19 protein-coding genes are annotated in these 18,810 nt (G+C 40.3%); 9 read left to right on the top strand and 10 right to left on the bottom strand.

Annotated elements, in window-relative coordinates; translation table 11 throughout:
• Positions 1-140 precede the first annotated feature (140 nt).
• Positions 141-353 (top strand): cold-shock protein, encoded by a 213-nt coding sequence (locus ACRPLQ_RS05255; protein WP_432235754.1) that lies wholly within the window; start codon positions 141-143, stop codon positions 351-353.
• A 231-nt stretch (positions 354-584) separates the two neighbouring features.
• A complete protein-coding gene (locus tag ACRPLQ_RS05250; RefSeq protein WP_154992123.1) occupies positions 585-1,307 on the top strand; it encodes a hypothetical protein in 723 nt (240 codons plus the stop codon).
• A gap of 208 nt (positions 1,308-1,515) precedes the next feature.
• Here ACRPLQ_RS05250 and ACRPLQ_RS05245 read toward each other — a convergent pair whose 3' ends face one another.
• The 3 genes from ACRPLQ_RS05245 to ACRPLQ_RS05235 all read right to left on the bottom strand — a co-directional run bounded on the left by ACRPLQ_RS05245 (position 1,516) and on the right by ACRPLQ_RS05235 (position 6,360).
• The gene (locus tag ACRPLQ_RS05245; RefSeq protein ID WP_432235753.1) at positions 1,516-3,027 is read right to left on the bottom strand and encodes a methyl-accepting chemotaxis protein; all 1,512 of its coding nucleotides are present in this window, start codon (positions 3,025-3,027) and stop codon (positions 1,516-1,518) included.
• Positions 3,028-3,043: 16 nt separating this feature from the next.
• Positions 3,044-4,687, bottom strand: a complete 1,644-nt coding sequence (locus tag ACRPLQ_RS05240) for a sensor domain-containing diguanylate cyclase (protein WP_165636373.1) — start codon at positions 4,685-4,687, stop codon at positions 3,044-3,046.
• 338 nt (positions 4,688-5,025) lie between these two features.
• Positions 5,026-6,360 carry an SH3 domain-containing protein gene (locus ACRPLQ_RS05235; protein ID WP_165636372.1) on the bottom strand — a complete coding sequence of 445 codons (1,335 nt, stop codon included), beginning with the start codon at positions 6,358-6,360 and terminating at the stop codon, positions 5,026-5,028.
• A gap of 347 nt (positions 6,361-6,707) precedes the next feature.
• Between ACRPLQ_RS05235 and ACRPLQ_RS05230 the strand changes: the two genes are divergently transcribed.
• The 3 genes from ACRPLQ_RS05230 (at position 6,708) to ACRPLQ_RS05220 (ending at position 8,675) form a co-directional block, all read left to right on the top strand.
• Positions 6,708-7,919, top strand: coding sequence for an AGE family epimerase/isomerase (locus tag ACRPLQ_RS05230; protein ID WP_034264455.1), 1,212 nt, complete (start codon positions 6,708-6,710; stop codon positions 7,917-7,919).
• A gap of 133 nt (positions 7,920-8,052) precedes the next feature.
• Positions 8,053-8,355, top strand: a complete 303-nt coding sequence (locus ACRPLQ_RS05225; protein ID WP_048019436.1) for a hypothetical protein — start codon at positions 8,053-8,055, stop codon at positions 8,353-8,355.
• A 17-nt stretch (positions 8,356-8,372) separates the two neighbouring features.
• Positions 8,373-8,675 carry a hypothetical protein gene (locus ACRPLQ_RS05220; RefSeq protein WP_016764991.1) on the top strand — a complete coding sequence of 101 codons (303 nt, stop codon included), beginning with the start codon at positions 8,373-8,375 and terminating at the stop codon, positions 8,673-8,675.
• Between the two features lie 177 nt (positions 8,676-8,852).
• Here ACRPLQ_RS05220 and ACRPLQ_RS05215 read toward each other — a convergent pair whose 3' ends face one another.
• Positions 8,853-9,794 (bottom strand): magnesium transporter CorA family protein, encoded by a 942-nt coding sequence (locus tag ACRPLQ_RS05215; protein ID WP_165636370.1) that lies wholly within the window; start codon positions 9,792-9,794, stop codon positions 8,853-8,855.
• 165 nt (positions 9,795-9,959) lie between these two features.
• Here ACRPLQ_RS05215 and ACRPLQ_RS05210 point away from each other — a divergent pair, with 165 nt between their 5' ends.
• Positions 9,960-10,817 carry an STAS domain-containing protein gene (locus ACRPLQ_RS05210; protein ID WP_165636369.1) on the top strand — a complete coding sequence of 286 codons (858 nt, stop codon included), beginning with the start codon at positions 9,960-9,962 and terminating at the stop codon, positions 10,815-10,817.
• Between the two features lie 42 nt (positions 10,818-10,859).
• Here ACRPLQ_RS05210 and ACRPLQ_RS05205 read toward each other — a convergent pair whose 3' ends face one another.
• On the bottom strand, positions 10,860-11,084 hold the full coding sequence (locus ACRPLQ_RS05205; protein ID WP_028414694.1) for a hypothetical protein: 225 nt from the start codon (positions 11,082-11,084) through the stop codon (positions 10,860-10,862).
• Between the two features lie 32 nt (positions 11,085-11,116).
• Positions 11,117-11,986, bottom strand: coding sequence for an SDR family oxidoreductase (locus ACRPLQ_RS05200; protein ID WP_028414695.1), 870 nt, complete (start codon positions 11,984-11,986; stop codon positions 11,117-11,119).
• A gap of 222 nt (positions 11,987-12,208) precedes the next feature.
• Between ACRPLQ_RS05200 and ACRPLQ_RS05195 the strand changes: the two genes are divergently transcribed.
• Positions 12,209-12,547, top strand: coding sequence for a general stress protein (locus ACRPLQ_RS05195; RefSeq protein ID WP_033580172.1), 339 nt, complete (start codon positions 12,209-12,211; stop codon positions 12,545-12,547).
• A gap of 81 nt (positions 12,548-12,628) precedes the next feature.
• A complete protein-coding gene (locus ACRPLQ_RS05190; protein WP_168761077.1) occupies positions 12,629-12,784 on the top strand; it encodes a hypothetical protein in 156 nt (51 codons plus the stop codon).
• 22 nt (positions 12,785-12,806) lie between these two features.
• Here ACRPLQ_RS05190 and ACRPLQ_RS05185 read toward each other — a convergent pair whose 3' ends face one another.
• From ACRPLQ_RS05185 to ACRPLQ_RS05170, 4 genes are all read right to left on the bottom strand, one after another.
• A complete protein-coding gene (locus ACRPLQ_RS05185) occupies positions 12,807-14,462 on the bottom strand; it encodes a M14 family metallopeptidase (RefSeq protein ID WP_325077069.1) in 1,656 nt (551 codons plus the stop codon).
• A gap of 583 nt (positions 14,463-15,045) precedes the next feature.
• A complete protein-coding gene (locus ACRPLQ_RS05180) occupies positions 15,046-15,630 on the bottom strand; it encodes a hypothetical protein (RefSeq protein WP_165636367.1) in 585 nt (194 codons plus the stop codon).
• Positions 15,631-15,786: 156 nt separating this feature from the next.
• Complete coding sequence (locus ACRPLQ_RS05175) at positions 15,787-16,866, bottom strand: DNA alkylation repair protein (RefSeq protein ID WP_224980381.1); 1,080 nt, start codon at positions 16,864-16,866, stop codon at positions 15,787-15,789.
• A gap of 2 nt (positions 16,867-16,868) precedes the next feature.
• Positions 16,869-17,351: a GNAT family N-acetyltransferase gene (locus ACRPLQ_RS05170; RefSeq protein ID WP_098113644.1), complete on the bottom strand. Its 483-nt coding sequence runs from the start codon at positions 17,349-17,351 to the stop codon at positions 16,869-16,871.
• Between the two features lie 327 nt (positions 17,352-17,678).
• Here ACRPLQ_RS05170 and ACRPLQ_RS05165 point away from each other — a divergent pair, with 327 nt between their 5' ends.
• A complete protein-coding gene (locus ACRPLQ_RS05165; RefSeq protein WP_367076967.1) occupies positions 17,679-18,809 on the top strand; it encodes a GerAB/ArcD/ProY family transporter in 1,131 nt (376 codons plus the stop codon).
• Position 18,810 lies beyond the last annotated feature (1 nt).

Here is an 18,810-nt window from a genome sequence, read left to right as displayed (position 1 = left end):
GAAAAAATTGTTAAGCCCTCCCTATTTGCTCTTCCCTACTCTTCTAATCGGTATAACGACCATAAAAATGATTGAGATTTCAGCGTTTGGGTAAAAACCTATTAAGAAATTATTTCTATACTTATAAGGGGGATTTATCAATGAGCAAACATAAAGGAACCGTTAAATCGTTCAACGAATCAAAAGGATCTGGATTTATCAAACCCGAGGACGGATCAAAAGAAGTGTTCGTTCACTCTAATGCAATCGACCGTGAGGAATATAAAAATCTGTCAGAAGGACAAAAAGTAGAGTTTGAAATCCAAGAAGGAGCTAAAGGACCCAGCGCTACAAAAGTACACCCAGTTGACTGATAGAGTGATGTTTACATACAGGTTATGAGTAGACTCTCGAATCGAATACTCTTCGAATAAAAACACCTCTTCGACTTTCGTTCGAACGAGGTGTTTTTTATATAATGCAACTAATTCTACATTCAAAATTAGTTACTAGTAGCTATTAAAAAAACAGTTCTAAAGTTGTCGGACAAGTATCCAAACATTTCCTCTATGAGTGAATATAGTATAGAGTACTGCAAAGAAAGGGTGATTATTATAAAAAAGTATTATTTCCATTACAATGATAAAGATGATAAATATTATGTAGAAAAATCTTATCCTCACAAGAAGAAAGCTTCCCTTAACAATAAGAAAGAGCAACATCAAGAAGATGCTCCTGAGGAAGCACGCGGCTGGGCTTATGGTCTCGAAGAAGATAGCTCTGAAGAATCACAAGTTTGGACTTATGGACGCGCAGAAGATTTCTATGAGGAATCACATGATTGTGCTTCTAAATGTAAAGAAGATAAAGACAAAAAAGGAAGCACGCGGGAGTCAGCATTTAGAGCGCTCAATTTAACGATGCCTCAAAATGTTCCTGCAAATACGTTTGTAAAAGCCGTTTTCCCAACTGAACAATTTGATTTAGCAAATGAATATAACCCGATTACTTCTACCTTCCGCCCCAAAAAAGATGGCGTATATTCTATCATTGCTACAATTGGATTCTCTCCTAACGACCAGATGCTAGATTATAGAACTCGCATTGAAATACGTGTAAATGGGACAACCGCTATCGCTATCGATAACGATTTCTTTGGCGGGAACACACCGTTTGTTAATGCGGTATCCGTGTCTACTATTTATAATTTAGAAGCTGGAGACCGCGTTGAAGTTTTTGTTCAAAGCAGCATAGCCGGTACAATCGTCACATCCGAAGATGGCTCACATTTTGAAGCAGCAAGATTTCCTTCTCCAACAAATAACTAACACTAGCTTTTAGACAAAAGCATCAATCCCCTCTTTTTAGATCGCTTCATTTCTCTAAAGGAGGGGATTGATATGAATATTAGTGGTCTAAAGGTCCGTAGAAACTTTTTAAGCGTTTGTATGTACATAATTCTTTAGTAGATTTATAACATTAATCCAGTGTATAAAACCATGTACTTCTATGTAGTAGTCCACTACTCTGCTTCACTCACGCTTGCTTCGCTAACTTTTCCGTTACGCTGCCAAGCTCTTCAACTAACCCGCTTAAAAATTCCGCCGTTTGGTCAATGACCTGCAGCGATTGCAGCTGACGGACGGAAGCAGAAGAAATGCTGGTACTGCTTGCAGCCGATTGGTTGGCAAAAGCGGTCATATCGCTGACGGCATGGAGCACCTGCGTAGATCCGGCTGCTATTTGCTGTGCGGAAGCAGCCGTTTGCTGAATTTGTTCGTGAACGTACGTAGATGCGTCGGCGATTCGATTAAAAACATTTTCCGCTTCGTTGGCTAGTAAAATACCGTTTTTTACATCAGAAGTTCCTGATTGAATGAATGCTACGGCTTGAGACGTTTCTTGCTGAATATGCTGAATGAGTCTTGCTACTTGTTCGGCTGACTGATTGGATTGTTCTGCAAGTTTGCGAACCTCCGCTGCTACGACCGCAAACCCTTTACCATGTTCGCCTGCGCGCGCTGCTTCAATTGCAGCATTTAGCGCCAGTAGATTTGTTTGTGCAGCAATGCCTGAAATCACACTCATAATATCGTTGATTTCTGCAGAACGTTCTTTTAACTGATGAATAACGCTAGCTGCATGCTGAACAGAAGAATCGATTGTATGAATTTGTTGAATGGCTTCTTGAATTTTTTCTTTTCCCTGCACGGCTTCATTTGCTGTTTGATCAGAAGCTTCGCTGACTGCCGCTGAAGCCTCGGCTATTTTGGTTACGCCTTGCGTCATCTCTTCTAGAAACTCACTGCTTTTTTGAGCCATTATTACCTGCTGGTCCGCTCCTGCCGCTAGCTCTTGCATTGAAGCCGTCGTATGATGACTCGCTGCTTGCGACTCTTCTAAGCTTTCCTTTAAGTCAGCAACCGTTTGTCTTACCTGACCATTCGTTTCATGCAGTTTTTTCATCATGTCATAAATGATATGCTGCTTTTGTTTATTTTGCTGCTGAAGCTGTTTTGTATAATTTTTCTTTGAAGTAATTTGCCAAGCGGTCGCCCCTGATGTAAAAAGCAAATACGCCGCGTGAAGGCACACCATCGAAAAGGAATAAGAAGACGTTCCGAAAATAATCGGCGTGAAAAATGGAACAAAAAATCCCACTAGATGCTCGATGACAAAAATACCCGTCATTAACAATAAAAGCTTTACATTTTCATAGTAGGAAAGAATGGCTATCACCATAAAAATTGAAAAGTGATACTCAACCATTCCTCCTCCGCCTATAACCGTGCTGATGCTTGAAAACGTGAGCGTTAGCGTCACAAACGCAGGTACTAGCTCATGCTTTTTAACATACAGTACAAGCAGCACACCAAGAAAAACAATAGGAAGCATCAAAAAGATCAATGACACTTCGCCTGGCGCTGAATTATGTTCCATCGACATGCCGGACATCTCTATCGGCCAAATACGATGAATGATATGTATGAGCAGAGAAAGTATCACTGCTCCGCTTGATAAAACAACCATTAATTTATGTTTATTCATATTTATCCTTTCTATATTAAACAATACTTTCTTTATCTATAGAATCGGCTACAGATTGGTTTTTTTTATAGAAATTCACGTTATTTTTCCCCTGTCGTTTTCCTTCGTACAGCGCTTGATCCGCCTGTTTTAGCAGTTCTTGAAACGACTCTCCGTTTTCTGGATAATAAGCGGCTCCAATGGTCGATGTAGCTGTAAAAATGCAGGATTCAATACTCCATTCTTTTTGAAGCTCTCGGTGAATTCGTTCCATGATCTGCTGGATTTCCTCGCGCCTTTCAATGTGCCGAAGCAAGATAACAAATTCATCCCCTCCGAGGCGATAAGCTTCGTCACATGTGCGAATGCAAGACGTTAAGCGATGTGCGTACTGGATTAAAAATGCATCGCCGATATCATGACCAAATTGATCGTTCACTTCTTTAAAATTATCACAGTCTAAAAACAGCAGGCCAAATCTTTCCTTTTGCTCGATCGCAGCCTGCACTTGTTTTTGCAGCATCATTCGATTCGGCACCCCCGTCAAACTGTCATGAAACGCCTTAAACTTCAGCTGATTTTCTAGGTTTTTTTGCGCAGTAATATCAGTTTGAATCAGCACGTAGCTTGAGATTCGGTGATGAATATCGGTCAGCGGAACAATGGTCTTATGGCTCCACACGATGACGCCTTCTTTTGTTATGCTTTTGACTTGCCCTCTCCAAACCTTTCCTTGGCCAATACTTTCAAGAACACGAAGGTCATAGCTTACATCAAATAACTCGTATGATTGTCCGATTAGCTCTTCTTTTTCATAGCCAAATATTGTACAGAACATATCATTGACATACCTAATCGTTCCATATGGATCCAGGACGCTTACGATTGCGGACTCATCAAGGGCATACTTCATGTTTGCTAAATCTTTCACCGTGTTTTCCAGCTTTATTTCAGCTACCTTTTCTTTCGTAACGTCCTGAGCAATCAAGTAAATACCCATCCATTCATTTTCCACGATGATGGGCACGTTTGTAACATATAAATAAATCATTCCTTTTTCTTTGTGCCACGCTTGGATTTCTTTGCTGTAGCTTTGGTCGTATATGATGTGATGCAAAGGCAAAGCACGGACATCAATCTTCAGCTCTTTTAGAAGCTGCATGTAAGAACTATTGATGATCTCTTGCGTATCGTAGCCGAACATTTGCTCACAGGCAGGATTTGCTTGAACAATTTTACCGCTTAAATCCATCATACATATGGCGTTTTCATGGTTCATAAAAAGCGACTTATACCGCTCCATACTTTGGGCTAAATCTTTTTTTAACTTTTGGATATTTTTACTCATCACTAATAAGTGCGTACTATTGTCGGTATCATCAAAAATGGGGGTAAGCGTTGTTTCAAACGCTTCAGCTGCATCTGAGAAGGTATTTATGTCATGGTAGGTAACTGGCTTTTTTGTTTCCATCGCTTTTATATAGTAAGGGTAAAGGGAGTGATACGCCCGCTCAGGGAGTACGCTTTCTAGCCGCATGCCCGCTTCTCCTTGGTACCGTACAAGCTTAGCAGCCGCTTTATTCATTTTTTTATAATAAAGATGCTGGTTCTTTACTTCCGCCAAAAAAACCAGCTCATTCATTTGATCAAAATAAAATTCAAACATATGATCTTTCAACATGATAGGATGCATCTCCTTCGTTTTTTCACAGATGAACGCCCCCTGTACTTTACACTTCTGTATGAAATATACACTAGATCTTTTCTCACACAAAATCAACTTTAAATGTACAAACAGTAGTTCTTTTGTATCACTACCTACCCTCCTTCACAAGAAAGGTAAACATGATGAACAAAAATAAAAGAGATTGAGGCATAACAAACCACTAGAAACACCTACATACATGAAAGCTATCTTTACCACAACAATAAAAAGATCCGAACGCGTTTGATTCTAAATCAAACGCGTTCGGATCTTCCGTCAACTAAGCTACTTTTATTCCAGCCTCTTTTTTAAACCTACTTAATTCCGTAATATTCTTCAAGCGTAATGCCTTTACTCTTAATCGCCTGCGCCACTGGTTTGCCTACATAGCGTAAATGCCACGGCTCATATTTATAGCCGGTTACCGCGTCTTTCCCTTTTGGATAACGAATAATAAATCCATATTCGGCTGCGTAGGCATCGAGCCAAGCTGCTTCTTTTGTTCCGCCAAAGCAGTCTTGAGCAGCACATGTGCCGTCTCCTTTTGTTACATCAATTCCAAGACCCGTTTCATGTTCACTCGTGCCTGGCAGTGCGCTATAAGTTGCCGCTTTATCATAACCGTCTCGTTGAACATACGAACTAAAAAGCGCGCTTTGCGTTGCATGTGAACGGTAAGCTGATACGCCAAGAAGCGTAACGCCTTGTTTTTTCGCACCCGCAAATAACTGTGCAATAGCAGCGGCTGCTTCACTGCGCATTTTTTTCTTTTCTGTTTGTTCTTTGAATGTAAACGGAATCGTTGTATATACTAAATCTTTCGGAACGTAGTTTTCCGGAAGCTTGTTTTGTTTATTCACAACAACTTGTATACTTTCAGGGTTCGAAACCACTTTCATCCCAGCTAATGCTCGTACGTATTGACCGCTTACATAGCCAACCTTCCCTTGATACGTAATTTTCAGCCAGCCGTTTGCTGCTTTAGCCGTTACGTCGAGCTGTGTGCCGGCTTTCAGTGTTGCCATAACCGCACCAGAAGTTGAAGCTGTTGTTCGAACATTTAAATTCGCCGTTGCCACATAGACAGAAGCCTCCGGAGCTGGAGCTGGAGCCGGTTCAGAAGAACCCGTTGATTCTTTTACGTACTGCGTGCTCACGTAACCCGTTTTGCCTTGATAGCTTACTTTTAGCCAGCCGTTCGCTGCTTGTGCTGTCGACGTTAGCTGCGTGCCTTGTTTGACCGTTACAACAATCGCGCTTGACGTCGATGGAGCGCTTCGAATATTTAAATTTGCCGTTGTTACATAAGTTTTAGTTGTTGAACTCGCTGACTTTTTAACATACTCACTGCTTACGTAGCCCGTTTTGCCTTGATAGCTTACTTTCAGCCAGCCGCTTGCTGCTTGTCCAACTACCGTTAGCTGTGTGCCTTGTTTAACTGTCGCAATAATCGCGTTGGACGTCGATGGACCGCTTCGAATATTTAAATTCGCCGTGGTTGTATATGTTTCCGCTGCTGCGCTTGCGACAGTTGGCTCACCCGTAAAATGTAAGGAATGAAGACCTAGAGTTCCAGCTCCTACAAGTGTAAAAGCAAGACCTGTTACCGCTAATTTTTTGTAAAATCTTTGTTTGTTCACTTCTGTCATTTTTTATACCTCATTTGCAAAATATAATAGAAATACATGTTGCCAGTTTAATAGATTAAGTGAAAACAGGATCCGATGTTTAAGCTCAATCTTAAACTAGCCACACTAAATAAAATCATTTGACGTCTAGAGGCTCTGTACATTTGTTCGTTCCAGCTAGCACGTACTTTTAGAATACCGGATAATCGTGTCAAAAGTATATCAAAATATTTCAAACTTGTTTCCAAACTGATACATTTTCAACAAAAATAGAATAATAGAGCAAAAACAGCAAAAAAACCCTTACGTTTACTACCAATGGCTTAGGGTAAAAAACAATTAAAAACAAAGATTGAGATGGTGATAAAATGAACACGGCAACGGATTTTTCCTCAACTGCGTTTCGAAAACCTCACACATTAAAACAGCATATTTTTGATACGCTTCATTTCTACTACCCCGCTTGTATTGACCAAAAAAACGGCGGGTATATCCATGAATACTACGACGACGGCACCGTCAACAACACGCATTCAAAGCACTTAGTAAGTACGGCGCGCTTTATTTATATCTTCAGTGTAGGGGCTCTTTTAGACGGACCGGATTGGTGCAAAGAAGCAGCTCAGCACGGCATTCGTTTTCTACAAAACAACCATTATGATAGAGAGAACGGCGGGTATTTTTTTGAAATAGCCGATGACGGAGAAGTCAAAGATGATTCTAAACAAGCATATGGCCACGCTTTTGCTCTTTTAGCTTCTTCCATCGCATACCAAGCCGGAATTTTAGAAGCAAAAGAAACAATTGAACAGGTATATGACGTGATGGAAAAGTACTTTTGGGAAGATGCGCACGGCTTTTACCGAGACGAATGGGACGCATCGTGGTCAGCTTCTTCTTTGTACCGCGGCCAAAATGCAAATATGCATATGTGTGAAGCGATGCTTTCTGCCTTTGAAGCAACAAGAGATAAAAAATACGTAGACCGAGCGTACACGCTTGCAAAAGGCGTTACTCAGCAGCTTGCTGAACGATCTGGCGGCATGATTTGGGAGCATTATGATACAGACTGGCAGCCGGATTGGGACTACAATAAAAACAATACAAAAGATGAATTTCGTCCGTACGGCTTTATACCAGGACATCAGTTTGAATGGAGCAAGCTGCTTTTATGGCTTGATCGGCACCGTTCGGAAAACTGGATGACAGAACGTGCAAAATATTTGTTTGATAAGGGCTGGAACAGAGGCTGGGATGCTAAGTACGGAGGTCTTTACTTTGCGCTGTCTCCTCAAGAAGAGGTCATTGACCCCGATAAAAACTACTGGGTGATGGCCGAAGCCATTTCTGCGGCTTCACTGCTCGGGGTAAAAACCGGAGACAGCGGATATTGGAAAGCATACGACGCCCTGTTCTCCTACTGTCAGAAACACTTTATCGATCACACATATGGAGGCTGGTATCAGCTGTTAAATCAGCAAAACGAACGCTACAGCTCGAAAAAAAGCCCGGCTCCTAAAGCCGATTATCACCCTGTGGCAGCTTGCTATCAAACGCTGATAGCGCTGAATTCTCTCTAAGATCACAACCATAAAGAAACCGTTTTCTTCCAGATGCGTTTATTTTGTTTATTTAAGGGAATTTACTTACTAACAATCAATGTTTCTACATTTCAGCAAAAGCACGACTATATATATGTAAGGAGTGAGGGCGATGTATTTTTACGCGTTAGCACAAGGAACAGATTCTGGAGATCCAGTAACACTGCATCATGAGAAAAAATTTTCAAAAAAAGAATTTTTAGAGATGTTTAATGAAGCGTTAGATGAGCTTGATACCCATCCAGCTCCAAGCGAGGTCGGCGAATACCTTTGCCGTGCATACGGATTTCAAGAAATTGAAATCGAGACGGGTGTTGTCTGCTACTGCGCTCCTTTTAGAAAGCTAGATGACTCGGATATTATAGAAGACCGCACGTACATGGACGCCACGACAGGAACATTAAAATACAACTAATCAAAAAGAAAGGTTGGATGCGTGTGAAGACTGTACAGAACATTTATCGAACGAGTGAAGCTGTACCAGAATCGGGCGCTTACATTTGTGCGGAAGGTGAAATTAAACTTTTTCAAAAAGATGATCTTTTTACACCTTGCCCGCACACACGTGAATCAACGACGTGGAAGCCCGTAGATGATGCCTTTTCAACCGGAGAATTGGTTCCGCAAACCGGTCGCTATACCGACGAAAACGGCAATCAAGTAAAGCTAAAAGAAAACGATTTATTCCCAAGATGCCTTCGTTCAGGTGAGCCTACGACGTGGAGGCGAGGATAACAAACAACAAAGAGGCTGGAACAAAAATAGTTTAGCCAAAGTGAAAAACGAACCATTAATCAACATGTTTGATGAGTGGTTCGTTTTTTGTGATGGTGAATATAGTTTGATCTATTTTGTTCCTTCTAGCAGTTGATTGGATTCATTTCGTTATGTCTCAACCTCTTTTATTAAAGCTTATTTAAAAAATGAGTTCTTTTTTCTTCCTTTTAACAGATCGCCCGTCCACCCTTTCATTCGTAAATAGAGATAAATGGCAATGGTCGAAAGAACGATTAAAATGAGTGCATAGATATAGCCAAACTTCCAATCAAGCTCCGGCATCCCTTTAAAGTTCATTCCCCAAAGGGCTCCAAAAGCCGTTAAAGGCGTACTAATTGCTGTCAGCAGCGTTAAAGCTTTCATAATCTCATTTCCTCTGTGAGTAGACACAACTTCTTCTAATTTAATTAACGCGTCAAATTCTTTTTGATATTGTTCAATTAGCGTGAGGCCAATTTCTATTTTTTTACACATCCGCTGATATTGAATCGTTTGGTTAATTTTTTTATGAAACGCTTCTTCGATTCCCATGGTAACTTCTCGAACAGAACTGATTAAATTTGTCCATATAAGCAGGTCATAGCGCGCTTTATGAATGTCATCTAACACGTCGATGTTATTATTATGGCGCACTTCCCACAGAAGCTCTCTGAAATGACTTTCAAACTGATCAAACCCATTTAAGTGCTTTTTCATAATTTCACCTAAAAGAATAAAAAAACTTTCCGCCGTATTAGCAGACTGCTTCATGCGTTCAATCATTCGTTCATGTTTGGTGTCCTCAAGGATTTTCAAATCGATTCCTGCCGTTATAATAAACTCCTCGGTAATATAAAAATGAAACGAATCGTAATCCCTTTGATCAAATGACTTCTTATGATAAATGAGTGAACCATAAATGAGCTCACTTTCTCCTATTACATCTACTTGAATATGATTAGAGTTTTTCTTTTGAAGCTGATGGCAAAACCATTCATCTCTTGGATACTGATAGTCTTTGATTATATCAGCTATTCCATCGGCTTCTTCTAAATCAAACTGATACCATTTCCACTGATCGCTCGTCACGGTATTCATACTTTCCCTCTTTCCCCTTTTATTAAAATTTTTCCCTATATACAATCACTTAAAACCTCACACGCAAAATAAACATACATTTCATATCCATCTTTATAAAAAAGATGCTATAATAAATACGTTGCGCACCTGCGCATGTTTTATCAGTTTGAGAGGAGAATAACAGTGAAGAAAGATATCGCTTTACGTTCTTATCTGCTAGAAAGCGCACCAACTATGACGGAAGAATGGTATGAATCTTTGGATAAAACATCTTCTGAAGGCGTATATACCTCTAATGATCCTGACGTCATTCAACGCTTAAAAGCGCAAAACTATGAATTTCATTTATATATTAGCAACGTCTTTATAGAAGATGAAAAAAGCTTTTTTGACTCTTTTAACACGTGGCTAAATAAAGTTGCCAAAGACCAACAGCATCTCAGAACCCCCATTCAAAGTATTATTAAAGAATTTATGAACGTCCGCAAACAATACTGTGAGTATATTCGCCGATTTGCAGAACTTCATGATGACATCACTCAGCAGCATATCGATATGTGGAATGAAAAAGTAGTACGGGTATTTGATATTATTATTTTGAAATTCATCACAGAAGCGCAGGAATATGCCTCAAACCGCCTTCGCTCTCAGCAGGAAATGATTCATGAATTAAGTTCACCTGTTATTGTGATTAAAAAAGACGTGGCTCTTTTACCGTTAGTCGGAGATATTGATACGGCAAGGGCTAGAATGATCCTAGAAAGCACGTTAAAACAGTGTGCCGAGAAGCAAATCTCTCATTTGTATATTGATTTGTCAGGCGTGGTGATGATCGATACAATGGTCGCGCACGAGCTGTTTCAGCTGATAAATGCGCTTGATTTAATTGGCGTTAAATCGATTTTATCGGGCATTCGTCCTGAATTAGCCACTACTGCGATGCAGCTTGGTTTAAATTTTGACCATATACGAATTAAATCGAATCTTGCTCAGGCATTAGAAGATGATTCAAAAATTGTCATTGCTTCTAATGCTCATTAATATAGAAACACAGATAAAAAAACAGCCTTAGAAGGCTGTTTTTTATTTTCGATGATGAATGTTTTCAGAACCCGATTCATCCTTTGTTTTCGTTTTATTTTTCTCTTCTTTTTGTTCAAGTCTTATATCTTCCATTGGCATAGGATCCACTGTTTCTTCTTCTTTGAAACGTTCAAACAACGTTTCGTCTTGATCTGTTACACGCTGCTCCGTTTCATCTCGTTTTTTTGGTGTATTTGAAATAGATCTTTTCTGGCGCTCTCCCATCGTTTTCTCCTCCTCTATAATAGGTGAAGCAATTATGTGTTCATGAAATCTCCGCCGTTGACATGAAGCGTTTGACCCGTCATATAAGATGAATCATTTGAAGCTAGCAGCACATAACAGCCCACGTGTTCTACAGGATGTCCAGGTCTGCCCATTGGTGTATCTGTACCGAATTCTCCTACTTTATCACTTGAGAAAGTAGACGGGATAAGCGGTGTCCAGATTGGTCCCGGCGCTACGCCGTTCACACGAATACCGTCTTTGACAAGCGCTTGCGCCATACTGCGCGTAAAGCCGTTGATTGCACCTTTTGTCGCCGTATAATCGATCAGCTGAGGATTCCCGCGGTAAGGATTAATGGACGTTGTATTAATGATGGCACTGCCTTTTCCTAAATAATCAAGCGCTTTTTTCGTAAAATAAAAGTATGAATAAAAGTTCGTTTTGAACGTTCGTTCAAGCTGTTCACTCGTAATTTCTTTAATGCTTTCTTTTGGATGTTGCTCTCCTGCATTGTTCACAAGGATATCAAGCTTTCCAAGCTCACTCACCGTTTTTTCTACCGCTTCGTTACAGAATGATTCGTCTCCTACGTCTCCTGCAATTAGCAAGCATCTTACACCTTCTTCTTCAATGCGGGCTTTTGTTTCCTCGGCGTCGCTATGTTCGTTTAAGTAAACGATGGCTACGTCCGCTCCTTCTTTCGCATAAGCAATGGATACAGCTCGTCCAATTCCGCTGTCTCCCCCGGTAACCAGCGCTACTTTTCCTTTTAATTTTCCTGTACCAATGTAATTGTCATCCTCATAAATAGGGAGAGGATTCATCTCACTTTCGATACCCGGCTGGCGGTCTTGCGTTTGCTCGGGCTGGCCTTGTGTTTGTTGATCTTGTAAATTCATTTTAATCTCCTCCTATTTTTGATGGAACTTTTTAATATAGTCTAGGTTTAGCCTTCTGTTTTGAAGTTCAAACATCTTTTTTTGAAAATTTATGATGTTTCTATTCTCTTTTACTATCTGAGAAAATTCATAGAAAACAAGTTTAAAGTTGGAAACAAAGGCTACATGATGAGTAGAAGATGTATTTCGGAAATATCTTTTATCAGGAGGTTTGGTTCGTGTATGAAACACATTCAAGTAGCAGAAAACCAAGAGGAGGCAGTCTGCGTCATCCGTTCTTTTTTAAAGAAAGGATTTACAAGCAAAGAGATTTATCTGCTGGCCTACGATAAAGAATGGGCTCAGCATTTAACGGAGGCAACACATACAAAAAAGTACAGAATGGCAGAGCAAGGTATTTTTGAAACGGCGGTCAATATGCTTCTTTCAAGAGAAGATGAGCTTCTTTCAAAGATGGCTTCACTCGGCTTATCTAACAGGGAGGCAAACCGGTATATAGAAGAGATGAGACAAGGTCATGTCGTGGTTGTTGGCGCACAGAGTCAATCCATTCCCTACTAAAACAGCTGAAACGTTTTCTATTAGCTCATAAGGGTATTTAGTAAAATAAACCATTTTTTATCAAGAAAGGAAGTTATGATAATGTTAAACTACTTAGGCATTCAGATAGGCTCTCTTTACTTTCCTACTAGTATTCTTCTTATTACACTTCTTGTATTAGCCGGCTTTTTTATTTATTTCTTTTCTAGAAGAAGAAAAAAACGACAGCAGTCACGTGATCATAATGAAAAAGCGTGAAGCCAAGCTCCACGCTTTTTCATTATTTACGGGATTCTTTTTGCAAAGGCGATTTTTCAATGGAACGCGTAAACCGGTAAACATCAAGTTCTTGTCCTACTTCTGAAGGCAAATAACCAAACGTTGTGAAGCTGTCCACAGATTCTGGCTCAAGCGATAGAGACAATAAATTGTTTTGCGGCTGAGACGTTAAAAAGACGTAGCTTCCTTTTGGGAACGTCACCGTTTTTGACTTGACGATTGTTTGCACGTCCACATTTGGTTTATTTTCGTAGACTTCATTTTCAATGCGGCTGCTGACATTATATGCTTCTACTGAAAGAGCCGTTTCTTTCGTTAACTTGAAGCCTTTTACGCCTTGTCCCTGCAGTTTTTCTGCTAACTCTTCATGTCCCGGTTTTAAAAGGTAAGCAGTCGGACGTTCGCGTACAAGCGTCGGCGTTGCTTTCTTTGCACTGTAGTACGTCACAGGAATCTCTTTAACAGACGCGCTTTCCACATCAACCATTTCTAACGTCGAGTTTGGTATTTTTTTATTTTCGCTGTTCACCACAATTGGATCATGATCATTTGCATTTTTGCCTTTTTTGACAAGCGCCGCTTTTTCTTTGGCAATCAGCGCTTTAATTTGTTTGGCGTGATTGGCTGTTTGTGTAATCAGCTTTTCTTGTGTAGCAATTTGCGCACTCACTCGCCGCGGAAAATCTTCTCGACCAATGCCGATTCCTCTGCTTTCGACTAAAAATGAAAACGATGGATACAAGCCTAGTGAGTTTCGGCCGATTCGCGGTTCAACTGAGCCTTCTTCTACTTCCAGCTGCCCTTGTTTATTCACTTGAGACGTATAGTATACTTCTCCTGAATAGCCCTGCTTTTCAATGGCTGTAAGCGTACTGTTCACAAACAGCTCATCCGACACGTCGCGAATGTTCTGCGGAATATTTAAGTTTCGACCGGACTGCAGTAAAATGTCGTGATACTTCCACACGCCTTCTTTACCGATATTTTTAAATCCGCTGCTGTAAGGCGTATATTCATGAGCGTCGATGACGACTTCTGGTGAAAAACGGTTAAATTCAGCTCGTACGCTCTGTACTTCCGGGCTTTCAAGCTTTATGTAGTCGCGGTTTCCGTCTAAATTATTTGCTAGCTGACGTTTAAATGCATAAGATCCGTCAGGATTAATGCGTGGCACAATGACAATGTTGACTTTATTTAACACATCTTTTCCAAAGTCTTGTGTCAAACGCGTTGCAACGGCGAGTACGGATTCACCGCTTGCCGGTTCATTACCATGAATTTGACTTTGAAGCCAAATCGTTGGCTTTTTAGATGTCTTTCCATCAGCAAACTTCTTTTCCTTCGAAAAATATAGAGCTGGAATGTCTCGCCCTTGCTGTGATTTACCGATAATCTTTAGCTTTACGTACGGACTTTTACGAGCAAGCGTTTGAACATACCTCATCATTTCTTCTTGAGTCGTAAATGCGTCTTGCCCTTTCAGAAATGCCGGCGTTGCTTCATCCACCTTTATTTCTGGATAAAGCGCTTTAATTTTTTCCGGCTGACTGTAGTCTTTTCCGTAGTAAGGCATCTCAGCTTGTACCGCAAGCGGCGACAGCAATAATCCAATTGACAAAATCGTCGGCACGGCCGTTCGTTTTACAGTTTTTTTCATTCATTTACTCCTCCCCATCCCCTTGATTAGACATTTTAAATTTTTAAAATATTTAAAATGTTACATAAATAATTATACCGTTTAAGGAAATAACTTCAAGATAAGGGAGCTGAACCTTTTTGACTATTTTTAATGTATCAAATGAGTGCATTTATATAAAAAAGGATTGAGACATAGCAGAATCAATTCAATCTGAAGACAAATAATCTGGATTAACAATTCGGACTTCTTGTTCAACCGCAGTTGATTTCCGTGCAAGGCTTCGCTTTCCGCGGGCGGCCGATGAGCCTCCTCGTCGCTTGCGTTCCTGCGGGGTCTCACCTGTCCCGCTTTTCCCGCAGGAGTCTTCGCCTTACCCTCCAATCAACTGCTAGAAAGAATGAAACACATGAAATATACGTTCATTCACCCTAACAAAACAACGAACCCCTAATCAAACATGTTGATCAATGGTTCATTTTTCCCTTCGGCTAAAATACATTTGGTCCAGCCTCTCTTTTATGTATGAACTGCTATAAACTTTAGCCCTTCATTGAGCCCCCACTGTCCGTAATTTAGCTGCCATACTCCATGCAGCTATCGATCATTTCTTTACAGATTCTAACGTCTCTAAATCATATCGACCAATTTCTTTGTTATTTCTTGTAATGACGAGCTTTCCATGCCTCGCAACTTTTTGGAGGTTTTTTAATTTCTGATCGGAAGGAGCGAGAGGCATTTCTTTGTTTTTAACAGTCGCACCCAGATCGTAGTGCACATCGACCTTCCCTTTTTTCATATAGTTAAACTCTTCAATTCCCATACCTGTACCGAACTGCTCATGCCCTTCATCAAATACATTAACACCCACTGTATTGATAGATGCCTTCTTTAAATCTTCATTCGGGATAATTTTAGCTTCTATTTCGTCTTTATCATTTTGATAGAATTTATGCTTGCCTTGCTGCTTCATTTTAAACTCGTAATACAGCGCTTTTGGTTTTACATCGACCATTTTTCCTTTGCTATCTTGTATACCAACTTTTCCAATTAAATTGGCATCATCTGTTATCTTGACTTTCACTTTTTGAATGCTATAGCCGCTCTCTTCTTTGCTAGCAGAGTTTGAGCACGCTACCAATGACATTGCCAAAAAAGCACTCAATGTGCCCACCATAAATTTCTTCACTTTACCACTCCTCGAGGATTAATATACCATAAAAGGAATTTAAATGGATGTTTCTCGGTCGATTTTGTAAATAAGTAAAGAGGCAGCAACCTATTGATTTAAGTTTCCTTATCAACTCTATAGAAACATAAAAAAACTCTCTCCATAAGGAAAGAGCTACTCGATCACAAAGTCCGCTTCTGCTTTTACCACTCCGTTTACAATAACAGAAAGCGTATGCGTACCGCTGTAATGTTTTCTTGTACTTAAATCTTTAAATGCATGCTTTTTTGTGACGGTAAGCGTTTGGCCTGCTTTTGCTTGAACATTTTTTAGCATAAACACTTTTTGAGTGCGGTTTCCTTTTGCTTTTACGTAATGAATTCCATACTCTATGCGAAGCGGCATGGTTTTTTCCACGGATAGCTCAAATGAAAAGTCAATGCTATCACCGATTGTAATCGTATGTGGATGTAAGCCAAGACCTGTGACAGTTACGCCTGGGTCATCTCCATAGCCAAAAAGAGACAGAGCTTCAGAATCGCCTTTTTTCAGCAGTGAACGGCACGCGTGTTTAACAATCCAGTCGGTTTTAGCGTCTTTTCCGTACCAGCTTTTCATCACATCAAGCATCCAATCTTTTTCTATGTACGAAATATCGTTTAAATGATTGGCTACGCTTTTGCGGACATAGAGCGATTCATCGCGTTTTAACTGCTCTAAAATCGGCAGCGTTTGTTTTGGATCCTGCTTTAACGCAGGTACTGATTGTCCCCACGGAAGTCTAGGTCGGCTCCCTTCGCTTGCTAATCTGCGAATATGATGGTTTTCATCTCCTGCCCACTCAATCATTTGCTGGAGCATTCGTTTTTGATCTTGAATCAAAAATGGACGCACCGCAAATTCTGAGGTGGAAAACGGTGTAAAAAACGCAAGTGCTTTTATGGAAGCTTCCCAAGCGTTCAATCCGTAAAGTTCCACGTAATCTGGAAAAATCGTGCCTTGAAGCCCTCCTACCGTTGGAGCCGCTTTATATAAAATATGAAGCGCTTCTTCATAATCATCCGGCAGCACTTCATGCATGGAAAGCGTAATTCTTCTCATGCGCTCTTTCAGCGCTAAGTTTTCCCAGTCCTGTTGAAAAACCAGCTCATGAAACGCTTTTTTATCAAATGAACTCATTTCACGTGAAAAAGCGTCGCCTAAGTGGGTAATCAATTCTTCATTAAATACGCTTTTACGTAACTCTTCAGCCATACCTATCCCTCTTTTCCAGGCAGTATTTTATTTTCTTTTGAATAAAGCGCCCGCTCGTACATGCCTTTTTTAAAAATTTGCATAAACAGCTGTTTGTTTTTGACTTCTTTGAATCCGTACTGACTGTACAAACCGTGAGCATCTTTTGTCGCTAGTAAAATTTTTCGTACGTGTTGAATCGGCTGATAGCGAATCATTTCTTGTACCAATGCTTTTCCAAGGCCGTTGCCTCGCGCGTGCGGAAGAATAAACACATCCGCCAAGTAAGCAAACGTCGCAAAATCTGAAATAATCCGTCCAAACCCTACTTGTTTATCGCACTCATCATAGACGCCAAAACAAACGGAATGTTCAATAGATGTTTGAACAAGATGAAGCGGAATTCCTTTTGCCCAGTATGATTCATGATGAAGGTACGAGTAGATGACATCTATATCAAGCTTTTCTTTATCTGTATGTATGGTAAACTGATGATTTTCTTTCATGCTGTATCCTCCTTGCTTCTCTATCATAGCACAAATGTTCGCTATAGAAAAAAGCCTTTTGCAGAGAAAAGGCTTTTTTCGTTAGTATGATATTTTTTTGGAAACCGAAGGATTTTTTCGATAGCGTCTTCCCACTATGTAAATAAGCGGACTGCAAATAAATCCAACGCTCTCTCTCCTTTTACGCACTTTTCTCTTATATCTTCGGCTAGCGTACTTATTTTTTAACAAAATATCCCTATTTTCTTTCCAACTCTTTACTTACATGATGCATATGCTCCACGTTAAAAAGCGCATACTAGCTGTAGAAAAGGAGGCGGATGGATAGTGGAAAAAGCTCGAATCAGCGGATGGCAGCTGTTTGTGTTAATTACGCTCTTTGAGATTGGCAGTGCCTTTTTAGTCGGCTTAGCTATGGACGCTAAGCAAGATGCTTGGATTGCTATTTTAGTTGGTATGATCAGCAGCTACGCACTCATTTTTATGTATTATCGCTTGCACCGCTATTATCCGCATTTAGCGCTGACGGAGTATATCGAAAAAATTATTGGAAAAGTGCCGGGACGCATACTTGCTTTTCTTTATGTATTATATTTTGCGAATGGAGCCGCGCGGGTGCTGCGCGATTTCGGTGCGATGCTTCTCACTTTCGTCTATCCCGATACGCCGCTTTTTATGGTGAACGCTTTACTGATGCTCGGAATTATCTATACGATTCATAAAGGAATTGAAGTAATGGCACGTTCGGCAGAACTGCTGTTTTTCTTCATTTATATACTCGCCGTCGCTGGCTTTATTCTTATCTTTGTTTCTGGCCTTCTTGATTTTTCAAACTTAAAGCCCATGCTTGAAAACGGCATTGTGCCGGTACTGAAAGTTGCCTACAGCCAAACGCTTTATTTTCCTTTTGGTGAAGTGATTGTATTTTCCATGATTTTCCCGTATACAAAAAATGTGAAAAAGACCGCTCTGATTGTATTCAGCGCAATCACGTTAAACGGTATTAATCTTATGATCACAATGATTGTGAATATAGGTGTGCTGGGCGTTACCTTAACGTCGAGGTCTGCTTTTCCACTTTTAAGCACCGTTCAAAGCATTCAATTTGCAGGGTTTTTAGAGCGGCTTGATGTATTTTTCATGGTGGCTTTAATTACTGGCGGCTTCTTTAAAATCGGTCTGTTTTTCTACGCCACCGTGCTAGGTCTTTCTCACGTGTTTGAGCTTAAAAACCCGTCACCGCTTGTATTTCCAATCGGCTTGGTCATTTTGTTTTATTCATTGTCTCTTGCTCAAAACTATTTCGAACATATATATGAAGGGTTAAACATCATTCCGTTCACTTTACACCTTCCGTTTCAAATTGTCATTCCTGCTTTTTTACTAGTGATCGCATTTTTAAGAAATCGAAAAAAAGTACAGTCCGTCACTGTGAAAAAGACCGCAGAAAATTCGTAGT

Origin of the sequence: Priestia sp. TRN 1309, assembly GCF_050846875.1 — a bacterium.
Classification (GTDB): domain Bacteria; phylum Bacillota; class Bacilli; order Bacillales; family Bacillaceae_H; genus Priestia; species Priestia zanthoxyli.
This window is presented reverse-complemented; position numbering and strand designations above follow the sequence as displayed.